Source organism: Syntrophus sp. (in: bacteria), assembly GCF_040768185.1.
Classification (GTDB): Bacteria; Desulfobacterota; Syntrophia; order Syntrophales; family Syntrophaceae; genus Syntrophus; species Syntrophus buswellii.
Genome location: NZ_JAXGNC010000015.1, coordinates 1 through 17,718, shown reverse-complemented (window position 1 = coordinate 17,718; position 17,718 = coordinate 1). Strand labels below are relative to the sequence as shown.

Sequence of the window (17,718 nt, the reverse complement as noted above, 5' to 3'; positions counted from 1 at the left end):
AACGCGATATCCTTCAGGTCCATCTGGAGAGAAGGCTTATCAGCAGTCGGGGGGAGTCAGCCCGTGTGTGACGAAAACGAGATTCTTCAGGTCGGCAGGGGCATGCCGATCCTCACCAGCACCGGCCGCGGGGATCTTCTCGTCCGGTTTCGCGTCATCATCCCCCGGAAAAGGTGATCCGCTCCTCCAATCCAGGACCCGATGAACGTAAAAACATCGGCCGCCATCGGGTCGTTACGCTGAGAGAATTTCCCCTATGGCCCAAGAAGACCTCACCCGGCTGAAAATTGACAAGTCCGACCGGGCGGCGCAAAAAAAACGAAGGATCGCTCCCCTGTACTGGGTCGCCGCGGCCCTGCTGCTGACGATCCTTGTCCTGCTCTACGTCACGGGGCGCCTTGTTCCCGCCGTTTCCGTGGATGCCGCCGGCGTTTCCCGGATCTATCCCTCCCAGACCTTTTCCCTTCTGAACGCCAGCGGTTACGTCGTCGCCCAGCGGAAGGCCGCCGTGGCCGCCAAGATTACGGGGCGCCTCGTCGCCCTTTCGGTGGAGGAGGGAAGCCGGGTCCGGGCCGGCGAGATCATCGCCCGGCTGGAGGCTGATGATGCCCGGGCAGCACGCGATCAGGCCGCCGCCAACCTGGGCACCGCCCGCGCCCGGACAGCTTCGAGCCGGGCGGAATTGAACGACGCGACGAAGAATTACCAGAGAAAGACGGAACTTCTGCGGCGGGACGTCATTTCCCGGGCGGAATTCGATTCGGCCGAGGCCCGTTACCTGAGCGCCAGGGCCTCCGTGGCCGCTGCGGAAGCGACGCAGACGGCGGGGGAGGCCGCCCTGAGGGCCGCCTCGGTTTCCCTGGATTACAGCCTCATCCGCGCCCCCTTCGACGCCGTCGTTCTGACGAAAAACGCCGACATCGGCGACATCGTCACGCCCCTGGGCGCGGCGGCCAACGCCAAGGCGGCGGTCGTGACCATCGCGGATCTGAACTCCCTGCAGGTGGAGGCGGATGTCGCCGAATCCAACCTGGAGCTCGTCAAGACCGGCCAACCCTGTGAAATTCAGCTCGATGCCCTGCCCGATTCCCGCTTCCGCGGACAGGTCCACATGATCGTTCCCACCGCCGACCGCACCAAGGCGACCATTCTGGTCAAGGTCCGCTTTCTCGATCCCGATCCCCGGATCCTGCCGGAAATGAGCGCCAAGGTCGCCTTCCTCTCCCGTCCGCCCCGTCCGGACGAAGAGCGCCTGCGCACGGCGGTGAGCGCCTCCGCCCTGGCCAGGCGGAACGGACGTCTCCTGGCCTTCAGAATTGAAGGTGATCGCGTCCGGGAAGTCCCGGTGAAATCGGGCGAATCCTTCGGCGACCTTATCGAGGTCCTTGACGGCCTGAAGCCCGGCGACCGCGTCGTCCTCAACCCCGCAGCCCGCCTGCGGGACGGTTCGCGCATTCAGATCCGGGAGAAGTGAGGCCGGCCATGGGGAACGAAGATCGCCCTTACGCCCCGCCCATGGTTTCCATCCGGGGCGTGAGCAAATCCTACCGGCGGGGAAGCCGCCCCGTCCCCGTGCTGGAGGACATCTCCTTCGACATCGCCGAAGGGGAATTTCTGGCCCTCATGGGCCCCTCGGGCTCGGGAAAGAGCACCCTGCTCAATCTCATCGCCGGCATCGACACCGTGGACAGCGGGACGATCCTCGTGGGCGGCCTGGACATATCGGCCCTGGAGGAGGCGGAGCTGGCCCGCTGGCGGGCCACCCATGTGGGCTTCATCTTTCAGTTCTACAACCTGATCCCCGTGCTCACCGCCTATGAGAACATCGAGCTCCCCCTCTACCTGACATCCCTGTCGCGCCAGGAGCGCCAGGAGCACGTGGAAATGGCCCTGCGGGTGGTGAACCTTTCCGACCGCAGCGATCACTACCCCCGCCAGCTTTCGGGAGGGGAGCAGCAGCGGGTCGCCATCGCCCGGGCCGTCATCACCGATCCGGCGGTTCTCGTTGCCGACGAACCCACCGGGGATCTGGACCGCCATTCCGCGGAGGAGATCCTCAACCTCATGGAGCGCCTCAACGAGGAGTCCGGCAAGACCATCATCATGGTGACCCACGACCCCCGGGCGGCGGAAAGGGCCGGGATCATCCGGCATCTGGAGAAGGGGACCCTGACCAATGATGCTCTTTCGTCTCCTCTTTAGAAACGCCTTCCGCAACCGGCTCCGCAGCGGGCTCACCATCCTCGGGGTCGCCGTCGCCATCCTGGCCTTCGGGCTGCTGCGCACCCTCATCGGCGCCTGGTACGCCGGCGTCGAGGCCTCGTCGGCCACCCGGCTCGTGACGCGCAACGCCATCTCCCTCATCTTCCCACTGCCGTTCTCCTACAAGGAAAAAATCCGCCAGGTCAGCGGCGTCCAGACGGTCTCCTGGGGCAACTGGTTCGGCGGGATCTACATCGACGAGAAGAACTTCTTCGCCAATTTTGCCGTCGATCCGGAAACCTATCTGGGCCTTTATCCCGAGTACACCCTCTCCCCGGAAGAAAAAGCCGCTTTTTTCCGGGACCGCAAGGGATTTGTCGCCGGGCGCAAGCTGGCGGAAAAATACCGCTGGCGGCCGGGAGACACGGTGACGCTCAAGGGAACGATCTTTCCGGGGAACTGGGATTTCGTGCTCAGGGGCATCTATCGGGGGCGGGATGAAAGCGTGGACGAGACGCAGTTCATCTTCCAGTGGGACTATCTCAACGAGACCCTGAAAAAAGCGGCCCCCGGCCGTGCGGACCAGGTGGGATTCTACATGGTGGGGGTGAACCGCCCCGAAGTGGCCGGGGAAGTGGCCGCCGCCATCGACCGGATGTTCAGGAACTCCATGGCGGAAACCCTGACGGAGACGGAAAAGGCCTTCCAGCTCGGGTTCATCGCCATGACCGGGGCCATCGTGGTGGCCATTCAGATCGTTTCCTTCGTCGTCATCATCATCATCCTGGCCGTCGTGGCCAACACCATGGCCATGACCACCCGGGAGCGCTTCGGGGAATATGCCGTGCTGAAAACCCTGGGGTTCCGCGCCAGGCACCTTGCCGCCCTCATCCTGGGAGAATCCCTGGTCATCACCCTTTCGGGCTGCGCCCTGGGGATCGCCCTGACCTATCCCGCCGCCGCACTGATCAAGACAAAACTGGGAACCTATTTCCCCATCTTCAACATATCGGCGAATACGCTCTACCTGGACCTGGCCGCCGCCCTCCTGGTGGGCGTCGTGGCCGCCCTGATCCCCCTCCAGCGGGCAATGGGAATCCGCATCGCCGAAGGACTGAGGAGGATCGCCTGATGGCTCTCCCCTTGGGCTACACCCTGCGGAATCTCTGGACAAGGCGGCTGACCACCGCCTTGACGATCTCCGGCATGGCCCTCGTGGTCTTTGTCTTCGCCGCCATTTTGATGCTCGCCGAGGGGCTGCAGACGACGCTGGTGGAAACGGGGGTTTTCGACAATGTCGTGGCCATCCGGAAAGGCTCCGTCTCGGAGGTCCAGAGCGGCGTCCCCCGCGATCAGGCGGCCATTCTCGAAACGGAACGGGAAATCGCCCTAGGTCCCGACGGCCGGCCCCTCTTCGCCAAGGAACTCGTCGTCCTGGTGACGCTGCCCAAACGGGTCAGCGGCGATCCGGGCAACGTCGTTCTCCGGGGCATCGGCCCTTCCTCCCTGCCCCTCCGCCCCCAGGTGAAGCTCATGGCCGGCCGCCTGCCCCGGCCGGGTTCCCTGGAGATGATGGCCGGCTCCGGCATCGCCAAGCGCTTCCAGGGGGGCGGCCTGAACGAAAGCCTGTGCTGCGGCATGCGGAACTGGCGGATCGTGGGGGTCTTCGATGCGGGAAACCGGGGGTACAGCTCGGAAATCTGGGGGGACGCGGACCAGCTCATGGCGGCCTTCCGCCGCCCCGCCTATTCCTCGACCATCTTCCGCCTGCGCAACTCCGGGGCCTTCGAATCCATCAGGGAGCGCCTGGAAGGAGATCCCCGCCTCACCGTCGAGGTCAAGAGAGAAACGAAGTACTATGCCGATCAGTCGGAAATGATGGCCAAGTTCCTGCGGATCGTCGGCCTGACCCTGACGTTGGTCTTTTCCCTGGGAGCCATGATCGGCGCCATGATCACCATGTACGCCGCCGTGGCCAACCGGACCGGCGAGATCGGCACCCTGCGGGCCCTGGGATTTCAGCGGCGCAGCATCCTGCTGGCCTTCCTGCTGGAGTCCCTTCTCCTGGGCCTCCTCGGCGGGGTGGTGGGCCTCTTCCTCGCATCCTTTCTCCAGTTGATCACCGTATCCACGATGAATTTCCAGACCTTCTCCGAACTGGCCTTCAGCTTTTCCCTGACGCCGGGGATCATTGGTTTCTCCATGATTTTTTCCCTGGCCATGGGGTTCGTCGGCGGCGTCCTGCCGGCCCTGCGGGCCGCCCGCATGCAGATCGTGGACGCCCTGCGGACGGGATGAAAGGGCTTCGTCTCCCTTCAGGGACGGTTGCGGCCATCATCGCCTGCCGCCAGGCCGGTCACGGCCATGATTCATTCACCGAAATGCCTCCGGCCAACAGTCATGGTGTAAAATTATTTTACAATTACTAGAAATTCACAGATAATCAGTACGATATGTCATCATTATACGGATCAAACCCTTTCAGAACCTCATCCGCGTATAAGGTCATCCTGATAACATGCTTAAAGAAACAAAGAATTTATCTGCACGTTGTTACTCCCAAATATCATGATCGTTGATACTTCCGGAAAATATGTCGGGATACTTTACACTATTTGGAGCGATATTAATCCTCTTTATAATCAAGAGGATATAATCTAATGAAATTGCCATGAGAAGAGGAAGACATCGATAATACCTTGTTATAATAAGATTAATATGGATAGCCAGTAATATTTGTTCCCAGCAGATTGTCGGGATTCTTTACATATTCCATCTTCCCCATTAAGACCTACAACAGAAATATATTCATATAATCAATCAGTTATTTGTTTGGCACTGGTATTGCGTTTTTAGTTTAACAAGAGAAGAGGTGATAATATGAAAAAGGTAAAGATATTAGTCAAGACACTTTTGATGGTGTTATGGTGTTTGGTTTCATATCCCAAGCAATCGCTGATACAATTACCATTACGCCTACATCCGGAGTTCTAAACAGTTCTCGATGGGGAAGGCAAAATTGGGCTTAATCCTAGCGCAAGTGGGGTGGCCTCGATAGTGGGTTTACCGGCTTTAACAGAATATTACAAAGTCGAATACTCCATGGGTAGTCGTGTGGAAGAAGGTTCTCTTAAAAGACTCTTATGAAGGTTCTTTTAGTGAAAGTTCAGGACAGATACAATTTGTTAATGGATTTATATTGACGTGACCGGAGGAGCTTATCTTTAAGTAAAAGATGGTCAAGGCCTAAAATAGATCCTTGGTGGTATATCTTCGATTTGGAAGCAGCACTCGGCTGGGACGGTACAGAAACGATTGAGGTAAACGGTTTCTGGACAGGAAAGGGGGCCATCTCTCATTTAAGTCTTCTCGGAACCAGTACTGCCGTACCTGAACCGACCACAATGCTGCTTCTTGGACTCGGTCTGGTTGGTTTGGCAGGAGTTGGAAGAAAGTTTAAGAAATAACGAGACACATAAGTGGTTTATTCCAGAAGGGCAGGGCCAAGTGGCTCTGCCCTTTTTTATTACCTGGATTTATTGGCCGCTGATGCCGATACAAACCTGACGAGATTTCCTGATCAGATCATTTCATTGACATTCCAAACAGTTTTTCCCTATACTCCCGATCAGTAAACTAAGAACACTCCCATCAAAGAAAGGCAATACCCCATGTATAGAAACTTTCGGATTGTCCCCAATATTATTTTCGGACGCGGGTCGTTCAACCAGCTGGACGATGTCCTGAAGGACCGGCGGGTTGGTGCGGATGCTTTTATGGTCTTTGTCGTCGATGACGTCTTTACGGGGAAACCGCTGGAAGGGCGGATTCCGCTGCGAGGGAAGGATCTGCTTCTGCGGGTCAATGTCGATGACGAGCCGAAGACGAAGTATATCGACGAGCTGGTAGCCCGGATCCGGGCCTATTCGCCCGTCACGCCGGCGGGGATTGTCGGGATCGGCGGCGGAAGCGCCATGGACATCGCCAAGGCCGTCTCGCTCATGCTCAACAACCCCGGTTCCTCCGCCGATTACCAGGGCTGGGACCTGATTTCGAACCCCGCCGTCTACCATGCGGCCGTTCCCACCCTCGCCGGAACGGGGGCCGAGATTTCCCGGACAACCATCCTCACGGGACCGGAAAAGAAACTGGGGATCAATTCCGACTACACCCTCTACGATCAGATTCTCCTCGATCCCGAACTGCTGGCAGGGGTGCCAAAAAATCAATGGTTCTACACCGGTATGGACTGCTACATCCATGACGTGGAATCCCTCCACGGGACGTTCATCAACGAGTTCAGCAAGGCCTACGGGGAGAAGTCCCGCGATCTGTGCCGACAGGTCTTCCTCGAGGATTCGCCGGAAAAAGACGACAAATTAATGATGGCTTCGTACTTCGGTGGCATGAGCATTGCGTATTCTCAGGTGGGGGCCTGTCATGCCCTCTCTTACGGACTCTCCTTCGTCCTGGGGATTCATCACGGCGTCGGCTGCTGCATCGCCTTTGACCAACTGGAAGACATCTACCCCGAGGGCGTCCGGGAGTTCCGTCAGATGATGGAGAAGCATGACATCCCGCTTCCCCGCAATGTGACAAAAGATCTCGATTCGGCTTCTCTGGAAAAGATGGTGACGACGGCCCTGGGCCTTGTTCCCCTCTGGGAGAATTGCCTTGGTCCCGACTGGGCGAATCTCATGACCCGGGAAAGGGCTATGGAACTCTACCGCAGGATGTAGGCAGACCCCGGAAAGCAGAGAATCCGAATCCTACTCTCTTATCAGGGATTTGGGGCGATCAATCGTGCTGCAGCATTTAGTTCTTGGATCCTCTGCGGAAAATCCGTACCGCATCGAATGGCGGGATAAGCCGTTCAGCGGGGCGGGCGCTTTCACGTGGCCTGACGGGAGCCGCTATGAAGGGCAATGGCTCGACGGGCTTCCTTCCGGGCGGGGCACGTATGTCTGGTCCGACGGCAGCTCCTACGAGGGGGAATGGCTTCGGGGCCTGCCGGAGGGAGCGGGAGAATATGTTTCTTCCGACGGGACCAGGTACCTCAACGATTGGAAGGAAGGCCGTTCTTCCAGAGTCGAAAAAGCGGGCGAACAGTCGGCAGAACTCAAAATCACCATTGAAAACCAGCACAGAACCATCTCCGAACTTCAAGAGCAGCTCGCCCGTCAAACCCGCTTTGCACAAAAGACGGACACCCTAGCCGCCAAGGAGGCCGAAGCCCGCTTCAAGGCCCTGGAAGCGGAAAAAACTTCCGCGGAAGAAAAGGCCGGAACGCTCGAACGGCAGGCGGAAGCGCTCAAGGCCGAACTGGAGTCCGAGCGCGAAGTGGGCAGAAGAGCCCTTTCCCGGCTTCAGCAGAAGCTCGAAGGGCAAACCGCCGCGGCGCAAAAGGCCGAAAGCGCGGCGGCTGAAGTGGAGGACCGCTGCAGGACCCTCGAAAGCGAAAAAACCGCCGCACAGGAACAGCTCAAAGCACTCGAGGAAAGAGCGGAAGCCCTTTCTTCCGAGCTGAAAACCACCGCCAGAGATCACCACAAAGCCCTCTCGAAGCTTCAGCATCAACTCGATCTGCAGAGCTCCGCTGTCCGGAAGGCCGAAGCGGCTGCGGCGGCGGCGGACGACCGCTGCAAGTCCCTGGAAGCCGGGAAGCTTCAGGCGGAGGAGAAGGTATGCGCCCTGGAGCAGCAGGAAAAAATCAGCGCCGCCCGGATGGAGGCCGCCCATGAGGATCACCGGAAGGCCGTAGCCGAGCTTCAGCAGCGGCTCGCGATCCAGATTGACACCGCCCGGAAGTCCGAAGCGGAGGCCGCCGAAGCGGCGGAAAACCGCTATAAAGGCCTGGAATCGGAAAAGGTTGCGGCGGAAGAAGAGGTCACCGTCCTGAGACGGCAGGCGGAGATCCTCGCCCTCGAGCTGAATTCCACCATCGAAAACAGCCAGAAGACCATCGCCGAGCTTCAGCAACAGCTCGCGTCGCAGATCGAGGCGGCACAGACGGCGGCCGACCACGCCGCCGCCCAGGCGGATTCCCGATGCGCAACCCTCGAAAAGAAAAAAAATGCCGCGGAGGAAGAGGTTCAATGCCTGAAGCGGCAGATGGAAATTCTCGCCGTCGAGCTGGACTCCACCTTGGATAGCAGCAAGAAGACCATCGTAGACCTTCAGCAGCATCTCGCCCTGCAAAACATAGCCGCCAAGAAGGCCGAAGCGGATGCCGCCGCCGCACAGGAGCGATGCAGGGCCCTGGAGTCGGGAAAGCGTTCGGCGGAACAAAAGGTCAACACCCTGGAAGAGCGGTTGAAAGCGCTTGAAGCGGAGCTGGAAAATGCTCTCCAAGAGCATGCCGCGTCCGTTTCAGAGCTTCAGCGGCAGCTTGACGCGCACAGAGCCCTGGCGCAGAAGTCTGAAGAGCCGGCTGAAGCGGATACCGATGACCGGTGCCGGATCCTGGAAGAGGAGAAAACCCTCCTGGAAGGCAACGTCAGAAGCCTTGAACAGCAGATGTTCAGGCAATCGGCCGAGCTGAAGATGTCTCTCGAAGGCCATCAGAAAACCATCGCCCGGCTGGAAAAACAGCTCGCCCTGCAGGCCGGGGCGGCGCAGAAGGCCGAAGCCGCCGCCGTTCAAAACGCCGAAGGCCGAGTCAAGACCCTGGAAGCCGAAAAAATCTCCCTTGAAGAAAAGCTCACCACCCTGGAGGAGAAAAACGAAGCCGGCACGGCCAAGCTGAAGACCACCGTCAAGAACCAGAAAAAGACGATCACCGATCTCAAAAAACAGCTCGCCGTGCAGATGACGGCCACCCGGGAGACATCAGCATCGGCTGCGGATTTCGAAGACCGGTGCAACGCTCTGGAGGCTGAGAAAAACTCCCTTGAAGAACGGCTCGAATCCTCCGAACGGCATGAAAGCGAGGGCGCGGCAGAGCTGAAAACCACCATCGAGAACCAGTCGAAAACCATTACCGAACTGGCGCGGCAATTGGCCGAAGCGGATGCCCGGAACCTTTCCCTGCAGCGGAAGATGGCGTCCACGGGGACCGATTCCGTCCTTTCCCAGGGGCAGTGGTCCCGGGTCTATGAGGATGGCAGAAGTTACCAGGGAGAGATGAAGGAGGATCTGCCCGACGGCCTGGGGGTCATGGCCTATCCGGACGGCGGGCGGTACGTCGGCGAGTGGAGTGCCGGAGAGAGAAACGGCCGGGGGACCCAGACTTCCGCGGACGGCTCCTCCTACGCCGGCCAGTGGGAACGGGATGTCATGTCCGGTGAAGGCATTCTGATCGTCCCGGAGGTGCGGACCTACATGGGGACCTGGAAAAACAACCTGGCCGACGGCAAGGGGATCGAGATCCACCCTGACGGAAAGAGATACGAAGGGGAATTCAAGCGGGGCAAGTACGACGGCCGGGGGACCTTAACCCTGGCCAACGGAACACGGTACACCGGGGAGTTTAAAAACAGCCTGTCAAGTGGGAAGGGCATTCTCAAGTACCCCAACGGCGACCGCTACGAAGGCGAGTTCAGGAACAACCAGTATCACGGCCAGGGAACGCTGACCCTGATCGACGGGAGGAAGTACACGGGCGAACTGGAAAAGGGCCTTCCCCATGGCCAGGGCATCATGATCCTCGCGGATGGAAGAAAATACATCGGCGAGTTTCGAAACGGCCAGTTTGCCGACAAGAAGATTCGAGGGAAATAGAAACGTTGCAAAAGCTCATCAGGTTATTTTCCGGAAACGGCGGCATCGAGTTTCAGTGGGGCGAGGATTCCCACCTGGGGAAGGGCCTCTACGCCCATCCAGATGGGAGCAGCTATGAAGGACATTTTTCGGCGGGGCGCTTTTCAGGGGATGGCTCCTTCAAATGGCCCGACGGCAGCGAATACTCGGGCAGATGGGAGAACGGGCTTCCATCCGGCCGGGGAATCCTGAACCTTCCCGACGGCGGCCGATATGAAGGGGAATGGAGCGCAGGCGCGATCGAGGGAACGGGGACCCTGATCCTGGCTGATGAAACGAGCTACGAAGGGCAGTGGAAAAACGGCCGGAAAGAAGGACAGGGAGTCATTTCCCTTCCCGACGGGAAAAGGTACGAAGGGCAGTGGAAAAACGACCAGTTCCACGGGCAGGGAATCCTGACCTTTCCCGACGGTTCCCGGTACGAAGGAGAATGGAAGGAAGACCAGTTTTACGGAAAGGGGATCTTGACCTTTCCCGACGGTTCTCAATATAATGGTCAATGGGAGGGCGATAAATTCAAATTTACAGCGTGACCGGTTCTCCCGCCGGTCTTTTCCGATGAATGAACGGCCTGTCCTGAAAGGCCAATCGGATGACCCACGGATTTCACAGGGATGCCGACGGACCCGTCCCCGTGACGAAACAGCATAAAGAGCGGGAAAGAACGAATCACGATGACAACGAAGCTCCGCATTTACGTCGGTTCGGTTTCGATGGAACTGGAAGACGAACGCCTGATCCTCCAGAACCTGATGAACACGGACCCCTTTCTTTCCGCTTCCTGCATACCCCTCCTCTCAGATTGCGAGCCGGCCTCTCCGGGCAAAGCCCTGGAGGGATGCCTGCAATGCCTCGATGGCTGCCAGGTTTGCCTGCTTCTCATTGGAGTTGAATCGGCAGCGGCGGCGCACGAACTCTCCATCCCCCATGCCGAGTACCGCCGTGCCAGGGAAAGGGGGCTTCCCATCCTCGCATTCATCAAGGGCGACCGCTCTATCCGGAGGGAAGGGGAAACCGCCGGGCTGCTGAAGGAACTCGATGCGGACGGGCTGGAATGCCGAGGTTTCGGCAATATCATCGAACTCCAGAAGGAAGTCCGGGATGCGCTGGTGGCGCTGCTTCGGGATCGGTACGAAATTTCACCGACGAGCGACGAGGATGACATCGCGGAATCGACCATCGAGGCCACCTCGGTTTTCGAATCCCGCCCCCTTGACCGGGTCCGCTGGTGCGATCTCGACATGAACGTCGCCCGCACCCTTCTCGCCTCGGCCCAGAAGTGCAGCCCCGGCGAGCTGTCCGAGGAGGACCTCCTCGCCGGTGCGATCCTGAGAGGGCTGGCCTGGTACGACTCCTCCTCCGGCGAACACTATGCCACCGCCGCCGGAATTGTCCTGCTGGCCAAAGACCCCTCGGCCGTCTTTCCCCAATGCCGCATCCTGGCGGACGCCTACAGGAGCGCGGTGCCCGACGGGGACCCGCGGGACCACGAGGACATCCGGGGTCCCATGCCGGTGGTCATTGAACGGGCGATCGGCTTCATCGACCGCAACACCCGCCACCCGATGCGCGTGGTCGGCCTCAACCGCATCCGCCTTGACGAATATCCCGTCGACGGGCTGCGCGAGGCGCTGGTCAATGCCGTGGCGCATCGGCAGTACGAAGACGCCGGCCGCAAGATCATCCTCGAAGTCTTTCCCGACCGGGTCGTGATTTCCAGCCCCGGCCTCCCGCCCCGACCGATCACCCTGGCCAGCTTGCGCCGGGGCAGGTACCGGCCCTGTTCGCGCAATCCCGTCCTGGCCCAGTGCCTCTCCTATTTTCACCGCATCGAGGAGCGGGGCAGCGGCTTCCGCCGGATGCGCGACCACATGCTCAACCACGGGCTCGATCTGCCCCTTCTGAGCACGGACATGGGATATTTCCAGGTCACCTTTCCGGGGCCCGGCGAAGACATCGATCTCCTGCGCGTTCCGGAGCGGCACTTCAGAGTTTCCCCGGCCGTGGAGGCGCAGTTGAATGAGCGGCAGCGGAAGATGCTGCAATGGCTGGCCGAAGGGCAGGAGCTGACGAGCCGCCAGTGCGAGGCGGCATTCGGCGTTTCCCGCCCGATCACCGCCGGCGACTTCGGGCTGCTGGTCGATCTGGGCCTGGCGGAAAAGCTGGGAGGAGGCCGCTCCACCCGCTACCGCCTGAAAAGCAGGGATCGTTAAGTAATCGTAAAGCTAAAAGGCGCTAATCGTAAACCTCCAAACTGTAAACCAGCACGCCGCAATCGTTACGTGACGGGACGATCCGAGGCTGCTGATCGCTTACTTTCATTCCCTGGTCTCTTTTTCCCGGTCGCGCTCCCTCACGAAAAGCCTTGCCAGGTCGGACAGTTCATCGGCCAGCAATTCGAGGAGATCCTCGATGGAGAGGATCCCCAGCAGGGTTTCCCTCTCATTGACAACAACGACCCGCCGGATCCCTCTTCCCCGCATATACTGGATCGTATCCCAGATGCCCCGGCTCTCCGACACGGAAAACAGCTCGGGACTCATCACATCTTCGACGAAAACGCTGTCCAGCGGCACTTCCTTGGCGATCAGCTCCACGACCAGATCCCGATCGGTGACGATCCCCACGGGCGCCACCTCGCCGTCCCGGTCTTCCACGACGACCAGTCCTCTTACATGATACTGGCGCATGAGTTTTGCCGCGTCCAGAATGCTGTCCTTCCGCCTCACGATGACCACATCGCGGTTGCAAATTTCTCCGATCGGCATCTCGTCACCTCCATAAAAATAGTAAACGCATTAGCATTATACAGGCAAGAGGCGGCTGGCACAACATCAAATCGGGAAACAGGATCACAGGGAAAAAGCAAGACCGCCAGGAACATGGAATCTATTTTGTTGTTATCTTTACATATTTGTGCTATGCGTCCCCTGTGCTGGCAAAACGGGAATGCTTGAATAAGCACCCCACAGGAAAGCAGATCTCTGATGTTCACCGACTATCAGGCAAAATATATTGCTTACGAATTGACCCGCCGATTTCCTCCGGACAGTGTGGAAAAAATGACCGCCACCCTGGTCGATGCCCAGGTTGATCTCAATCCCCACCAGATCGATGCAGCCCTTTTTGCCTTTAAATCGCCCCTTTCCAAGGGCGCTTTACTGGCCGATGAAGTGGGGCTGGGTAAAACCATCGAGGCGGGTCTTGTGCTTTCTCAGAAGTGGGCTGAACATAAGCGTCGCATTCTCGTCATAACTCCATCCAATTTGCGGAAACAGTGGTATCAGGAATTGACGGACAAGTTTTTCCTGCCCTGCCGCCTGCTGGAGTCCAAATCATACAATGATCATTGCAGGCAGGGCCGATTCCGTCCCTTCGAGGCGCCGGAAATTGTTATCTGCTCTTACCACTTTGCCAGAAGCAAGGCGAGCGATGTCCAATCCGTTCCCTGGGATCTGGTGGTCATTGATGAAGCGCATCGCCTGCGCAACGTCTATAAATCCTCCAATGTGATCGCCAGCACATTGAAGACGGCCCTGGCCGGGAAAGACAAGCTGCTTCTCACAGCCACGCCGCTGCAGAATTCCCTGCTGGAGCTCTTTGGTCTGGTCAGCTTCATCGACGAATACACCTTCGGAGACCTGAAAAGTTTCCGGGAACAGTTCACCAAGCTCAATCAAGAGCAAGTCTTCCAAACTCTCAAAACACGGCTGAAACCGGTCTGTCATCGCACGCTGCGGCGGCAGGTTTTGCCCTACATCAAATACACTCAGAGGCTGCCCATCGTTCAGGAATTTACACCGGAAGAAAGTGAGGACAGACTCTACAACCTGGTTTCGGAATATCTACAAAGGGACAACCTGCAAGCCCTGCCGCCAAGTCAGCGTTCTCTGATGACGCTGGTCCTGCGCAAGCTTCTGGCATCCTCCACCTTCGCCATTGCGGGCGCTTTAGTTTCAATGTCCAGCAGACTTAAAGCCAAGATCCGAAAGGACTCCTTTCCCGAATCGTTCGAAGAAGAACTCGGGCAGGATTATGAAGCATTGGGAGAAACGGCCGATGAATGGAGTGAAGATGAGCCAGCAGAATCCCTCTCCCAGGAAGATCGGAAAATCATTGAACAGGAAATCGCTGATCTCGATGCCTTTGCCCGGCTGGCTACATCGATCGAGCACAATGCCAAGGGAAAGGCTCTGTTAAAAGCACTGGAAATTGCCTTTGCCAAGGCAACCGAAATCGGCGCGGCACAAAAAGCCGTCATTTTCACCGAATCGCGCCGTACCCAGAGTTACCTGTTACGCCTGCTTGCAGACAGCCCCTTTTCAGAAGGAATTGTCCTTTTCAACGGCTCCAATGCCGACGAATCCTCCCGTAAGATTTATCTGGACTGGCTGGAACGTCATCAGGGTACGGATCGGGTCAGCGGGTCGCGCACCGCCGATCTGCGCTCGGCGCTGGTTGATTATTTCCGTGAGCAGGGCCGGATCATGATCGCCACCGAAGCCGGGGCCGAAGGCATCAACCTCCAGTTCAGCTCCCTCGTCGTAAATTACGATCTCCCCTGGAACCCGCAACGGATTGAACAGCGCATCGGACGCTGCCACCGTTACGGCCAGCAGCATGACGTGGTCGTGGTCAACTTCCTCAATCGCAAAAATGCCGCCGATCTGCGGGTTTTTGAGCTTCTTTCCGAAAAGTTCAAGCTCTTCGAAGGAGTTTTCGGCGCAAGTGACGAAGTCCTCGGCGCCATCGAGTCCGGGGTGGATTTCGAAAAGCGCATCGCCGCCATTTATCAACGCTGCCGGAAACCGGAAGAAATTCAGAACGCTTTCGATCAGCTTCAGCTCGAACTCACTATGGAAATCAACGAGGCCATGGCCTACACACGTAAGCAGCTGCTGGAAAACTTTGATGATGAGGTCAGGGAAAAGCTCAGAATCCGTGACGAAGCCTCCAGGGCTTGCCTGAATCATTTCGAACGTCAGCTCATGCAGCTGACCCGCCATGAGCTGAACGGGCATGCCGAGTTCCTGGCCGATGGGGTTTTCCGATTGAACACTCCGCCCTTTCCCGAAAAGGCGGAGCAGATCCCTTTAGGCCTCTATGAATTGCCGCGACGCTCCGGAGAGGCCCATCTCTACCGACGGACCCATCCCCTTGCCGAAGCACTGCTGGAACGGGCCAAAAGCCGGGAACTGAGACCTGCCGAACTTGCCTTCGATTATTCCAGCCATGACGGCAAGGTCTCCGTTTTGGAATCCCTTATTGGCCGGGCCGGCTGGTTGACGGCGTCGATCTTCACGATTGAATCCCTCGATCAGGCAGAAGACCACCTTATCGTGACCGCCCTGACCGACCAGGGTCACATGCTGGAAGAAGAAACGGCCGTTCGTCTCCTCAGCATACCGGCTCAGGTGACGGGTTATGTATCCGAACCGCCCCCTATGGCAATTTTAGAGGATGCCGCCCGACAGCGTCAGTCCGTTATTCAGAAAGAGATTTCCGCGCGCAATGCCCGTTTTTTCGAAGCCGAAGCGGAAAAACTCGACGGCTGGGCCGATGATCTGAAAGTGGGATTGGAGCGAGAAATAAAAGAACTGGATCAACAGATCAAAGAGGCGCGCCGCGCCGCCACCGCTGCGTGTACACTGGAGGAAAAGCTTGCCGGGCAGAAGCAGATCAAGGTTCTGGAATCCCAGCGCAACCAGAAGCGCCGGTCGCTATTCGATGCCCAGGATGATGTGGACCGGCAGCGGGAAGCGCTCATCGCACAGATTGAGGGCAAGTTGAGGCAAAGGGAAACCGTCCTACCGCTTTTTTTAATATGTTGGTCATTGAAGTCTTAGAATCAGCACAATATCGCTTGTATTAAAGACCAAGCTGAAGTCTCCCTTCCATAGGATACTGAATCTATAAATCAGCTTGGAAATAAACCGACGCCTCGTCTGGAAATCATTGATGTTAAATATGAAAACAGAAATTCACTTCAATCTGGAGCAGCATATTTAGCTTGACATTAGTTTGACTTTAGATTGTGCAGGGCATAAAAAAGGTGATTAGGTTTTAAGCCATTCGGATTGAGATTGACAGCAAGTACGGAAAAGCAGAACGGGATAATAAAAAGGGAGATGGAATATGATCAGACGATTCCAGGTGATCAACTACAAATCACTTAAAAACGTAGATGTCGGTCTGCCCAATCTTGTCGTGATTTTCGGACCGAATGCCGCCGGTAAAAGCAATCTCTTCGATGCGCTGAATCTGTTTTCCAAGATGGTCACCAAGAAAAATCTGAAAGAGGCTTTTGCCGAGCATCGCGGCGTTCCCCTGGAAGTTGTTCACTATGCATCCGGAGGAATTTCAGGACTGAAGGAAAAAGAATATCATGATGTATCCTTCATCGGCGATATTGAAATCAGCGATCCCGTTGTTCGTGACGTTGAGGCGCGCATCCGGGAATTGAGGCGCGGCATCGAGAGCGCCGATTCTGCACCCCAGGGAAAAAGCATCATCACGCACCGTTTTCTCCGTTATGAGATTGACCTTCAAATCTCTTCTCGCTCCGGTCAAGTGCGGGTCATGAATGAACGCCTTACCGCACTGCGACGAGACGGCTCTGAAAAAACACGAACCCCTTTTATCGAAAAAGTAAACGGCAAAATCAGCCTACGCATGGAAGGGCAGGCGCATCCGACATTCCACGATATCGGACTTGACTATGCCATCGCATCGACGTCTCTCTATGCGCCGCATTACCCTCATATCACGGCGCTCCGCGAAGAGCTGTCCCGGTGCCATTTCTATTTTCTGGAACCCCGTGAACTGATGCGTCAGGGCAATGCCGTCGCCAAAGTGACCAACATCGGGCCTCGCGGCGAAGATCTGGCGGCCTTTTATTTTACCCTTCGGGAGATGCACCCCCCTCAGTTCAAGGCGGTAAAACTTGCCGCCATGCAGATCCTACCTCGGCTGAAGGACCTGGAAATCGAACGCACCGATGAGGCGGAATTGTTTCTTCGACTGTGTGAAGACAATGCCTTTTATTCAAATCGTCTGATTTCGGAAGGAACCCTGCGGGTATTGGGACTGCTGGCGGTCCTGTCTCCGGTGACCGGCTCAACCATGATCGGCTACGAGGAGCCGGAAAACGGCGTTCACCCGAGAAGATTGAAAAATATCGCGGAACTGTTAAAAAATGCCGCCGACAACAATCGGCAGATTCTCATCAATACCCACTCGCCCATTCTGCCGACCTACTTCAGCGACAAAGACCTGCTGGTATGCCAACGGACGGAAACCGGAACGGTCTTTATTCCCTTTTCGACACTCGGCCCGCTGTTCCGCTCCGGAAACATTGAGCAATACCTCGAAGAGGAAATCGTGCGGGGGGATTTCGGTGGCTAAATATAAAATCTTTTTCTTTCTCGAGGATACGGCCCAGGAGTCCTTCATACCCTCCATTGTCGAACGCTTGATCGAGGATGAAGGAAAAGATATCCGCGACTTCGACCTTCGCGTTCTCAGCGCACGAGGCGGCGGTTCCATCCGCGCTTATAAGGATTTTCTCAAACAGGCGAAAAAACGAAATTATCTTGATGCCGATGTCCTGATCGTTGGATCGGACGGAAACTGCAATGGCTTTGTGAAAAGGAAGCAGCAACTTCTCAATGCCTCCAGCGGCATCTCTTATCCGGAGATTATCTCAGCGGTTCCGGATCCTCATATTGAAAGATGGTATCTCCTGGACAGTCAAGCCCT

At 57.4% G+C, this 17,718-nt stretch carries 13 protein-coding genes; 12 read left to right on the top strand and 1 reads right to left on the bottom strand.

The genetic code is table 11. The features are described from left to right. Positions 1 to 256: 256 nt before the first annotated feature. From AB3175_RS12480 to AB3175_RS12440, 9 genes are all read left to right on the top strand, one after another. Positions 257 to 1,474, top strand: coding sequence for an efflux RND transporter periplasmic adaptor subunit (locus AB3175_RS12480; RefSeq protein ID WP_367361276.1), 1,218 nt, complete (start codon positions 257 to 259; stop codon positions 1,472 to 1,474). Between the two features lie 8 nt (positions 1,475 to 1,482). Then, a complete protein-coding gene (locus tag AB3175_RS12475; protein ID WP_367361275.1) occupies positions 1,483 to 2,202 on the top strand; it encodes an ABC transporter ATP-binding protein in 720 nt (239 codons plus the stop codon). Continuing rightward, entirely contained in the window at positions 2,177 to 3,334 is a 1,158-nt protein-coding gene (locus tag AB3175_RS12470) for an ABC transporter permease (RefSeq protein WP_367361274.1), read from the top strand. The genes AB3175_RS12475 and AB3175_RS12470 overlap by 26 nt, the downstream gene beginning before the upstream one ends. Then, a complete protein-coding gene (locus AB3175_RS12465) occupies positions 3,334 to 4,500 on the top strand; it encodes an ABC transporter permease (protein WP_367361273.1) in 1,167 nt (388 codons plus the stop codon). The genes AB3175_RS12470 and AB3175_RS12465 overlap by 1 nt, the downstream gene beginning before the upstream one ends. Before the next feature lie 980 nt (positions 4,501 to 5,480). After that, the gene (locus AB3175_RS12460; protein ID WP_367361272.1) at positions 5,481 to 5,669 is read left to right on the top strand and encodes a PEP-CTERM sorting domain-containing protein; all 189 of its coding nucleotides are present in this window, start codon (positions 5,481 to 5,483) and stop codon (positions 5,667 to 5,669) included. Between the two features lie 204 nt (positions 5,670 to 5,873). Continuing rightward, positions 5,874 to 6,941, top strand: coding sequence for an iron-containing alcohol dehydrogenase family protein (locus tag AB3175_RS12455; protein WP_367361271.1), 1,068 nt, complete (start codon positions 5,874 to 5,876; stop codon positions 6,939 to 6,941). Positions 6,942 to 7,005: 64 nt separating this feature from the next. Next, on the top strand, positions 7,006 to 9,921 hold the full coding sequence (locus tag AB3175_RS12450) for a hypothetical protein (protein WP_367361270.1): 2,916 nt from the start codon (positions 7,006 to 7,008) through the stop codon (positions 9,919 to 9,921). Between the two features lie 5 nt (positions 9,922 to 9,926). Next, complete coding sequence (locus tag AB3175_RS12445; RefSeq protein ID WP_367361269.1) at positions 9,927 to 10,493, top strand: MORN repeat-containing protein; 567 nt, start codon at positions 9,927 to 9,929, stop codon at positions 10,491 to 10,493. Positions 10,494 to 10,634: 141 nt separating this feature from the next. Beyond that, positions 10,635 to 12,173: an ATP-binding protein gene (locus AB3175_RS12440; RefSeq protein ID WP_367361268.1), complete on the top strand. Its 1,539-nt coding sequence runs from the start codon at positions 10,635 to 10,637 to the stop codon at positions 12,171 to 12,173. Between the two features lie 105 nt (positions 12,174 to 12,278). Here the strand turns inward: AB3175_RS12440 and AB3175_RS12435 are convergent, their stop codons facing one another. Next, positions 12,279 to 12,728 (bottom strand): CBS domain-containing protein, encoded by a 450-nt coding sequence (locus AB3175_RS12435; RefSeq protein WP_367361267.1) that lies wholly within the window; start codon positions 12,726 to 12,728, stop codon positions 12,279 to 12,281. A gap of 219 nt (positions 12,729 to 12,947) precedes the next feature. Between AB3175_RS12435 and AB3175_RS12430 the strand changes: the two genes are divergently transcribed. The 3 genes from AB3175_RS12430 to AB3175_RS12420 all read left to right on the top strand — a co-directional run. Further along, the gene (locus AB3175_RS12430; RefSeq protein WP_367361266.1) at positions 12,948 to 15,806 is read left to right on the top strand and encodes an SNF2-related protein; all 2,859 of its coding nucleotides are present in this window, start codon (positions 12,948 to 12,950) and stop codon (positions 15,804 to 15,806) included. Between the two features lie 289 nt (positions 15,807 to 16,095). Then, the gene (locus AB3175_RS12425; protein WP_367361265.1) at positions 16,096 to 17,364 is read left to right on the top strand and encodes an AAA family ATPase; all 1,269 of its coding nucleotides are present in this window, start codon (positions 16,096 to 16,098) and stop codon (positions 17,362 to 17,364) included. Continuing rightward, on the top strand, positions 17,357 to 17,718 hold a 362-nt coding region (locus AB3175_RS12420; protein WP_367361264.1), incomplete at its 3' end, for a hypothetical protein. The genes AB3175_RS12425 and AB3175_RS12420, both read left to right, overlap by 8 nt.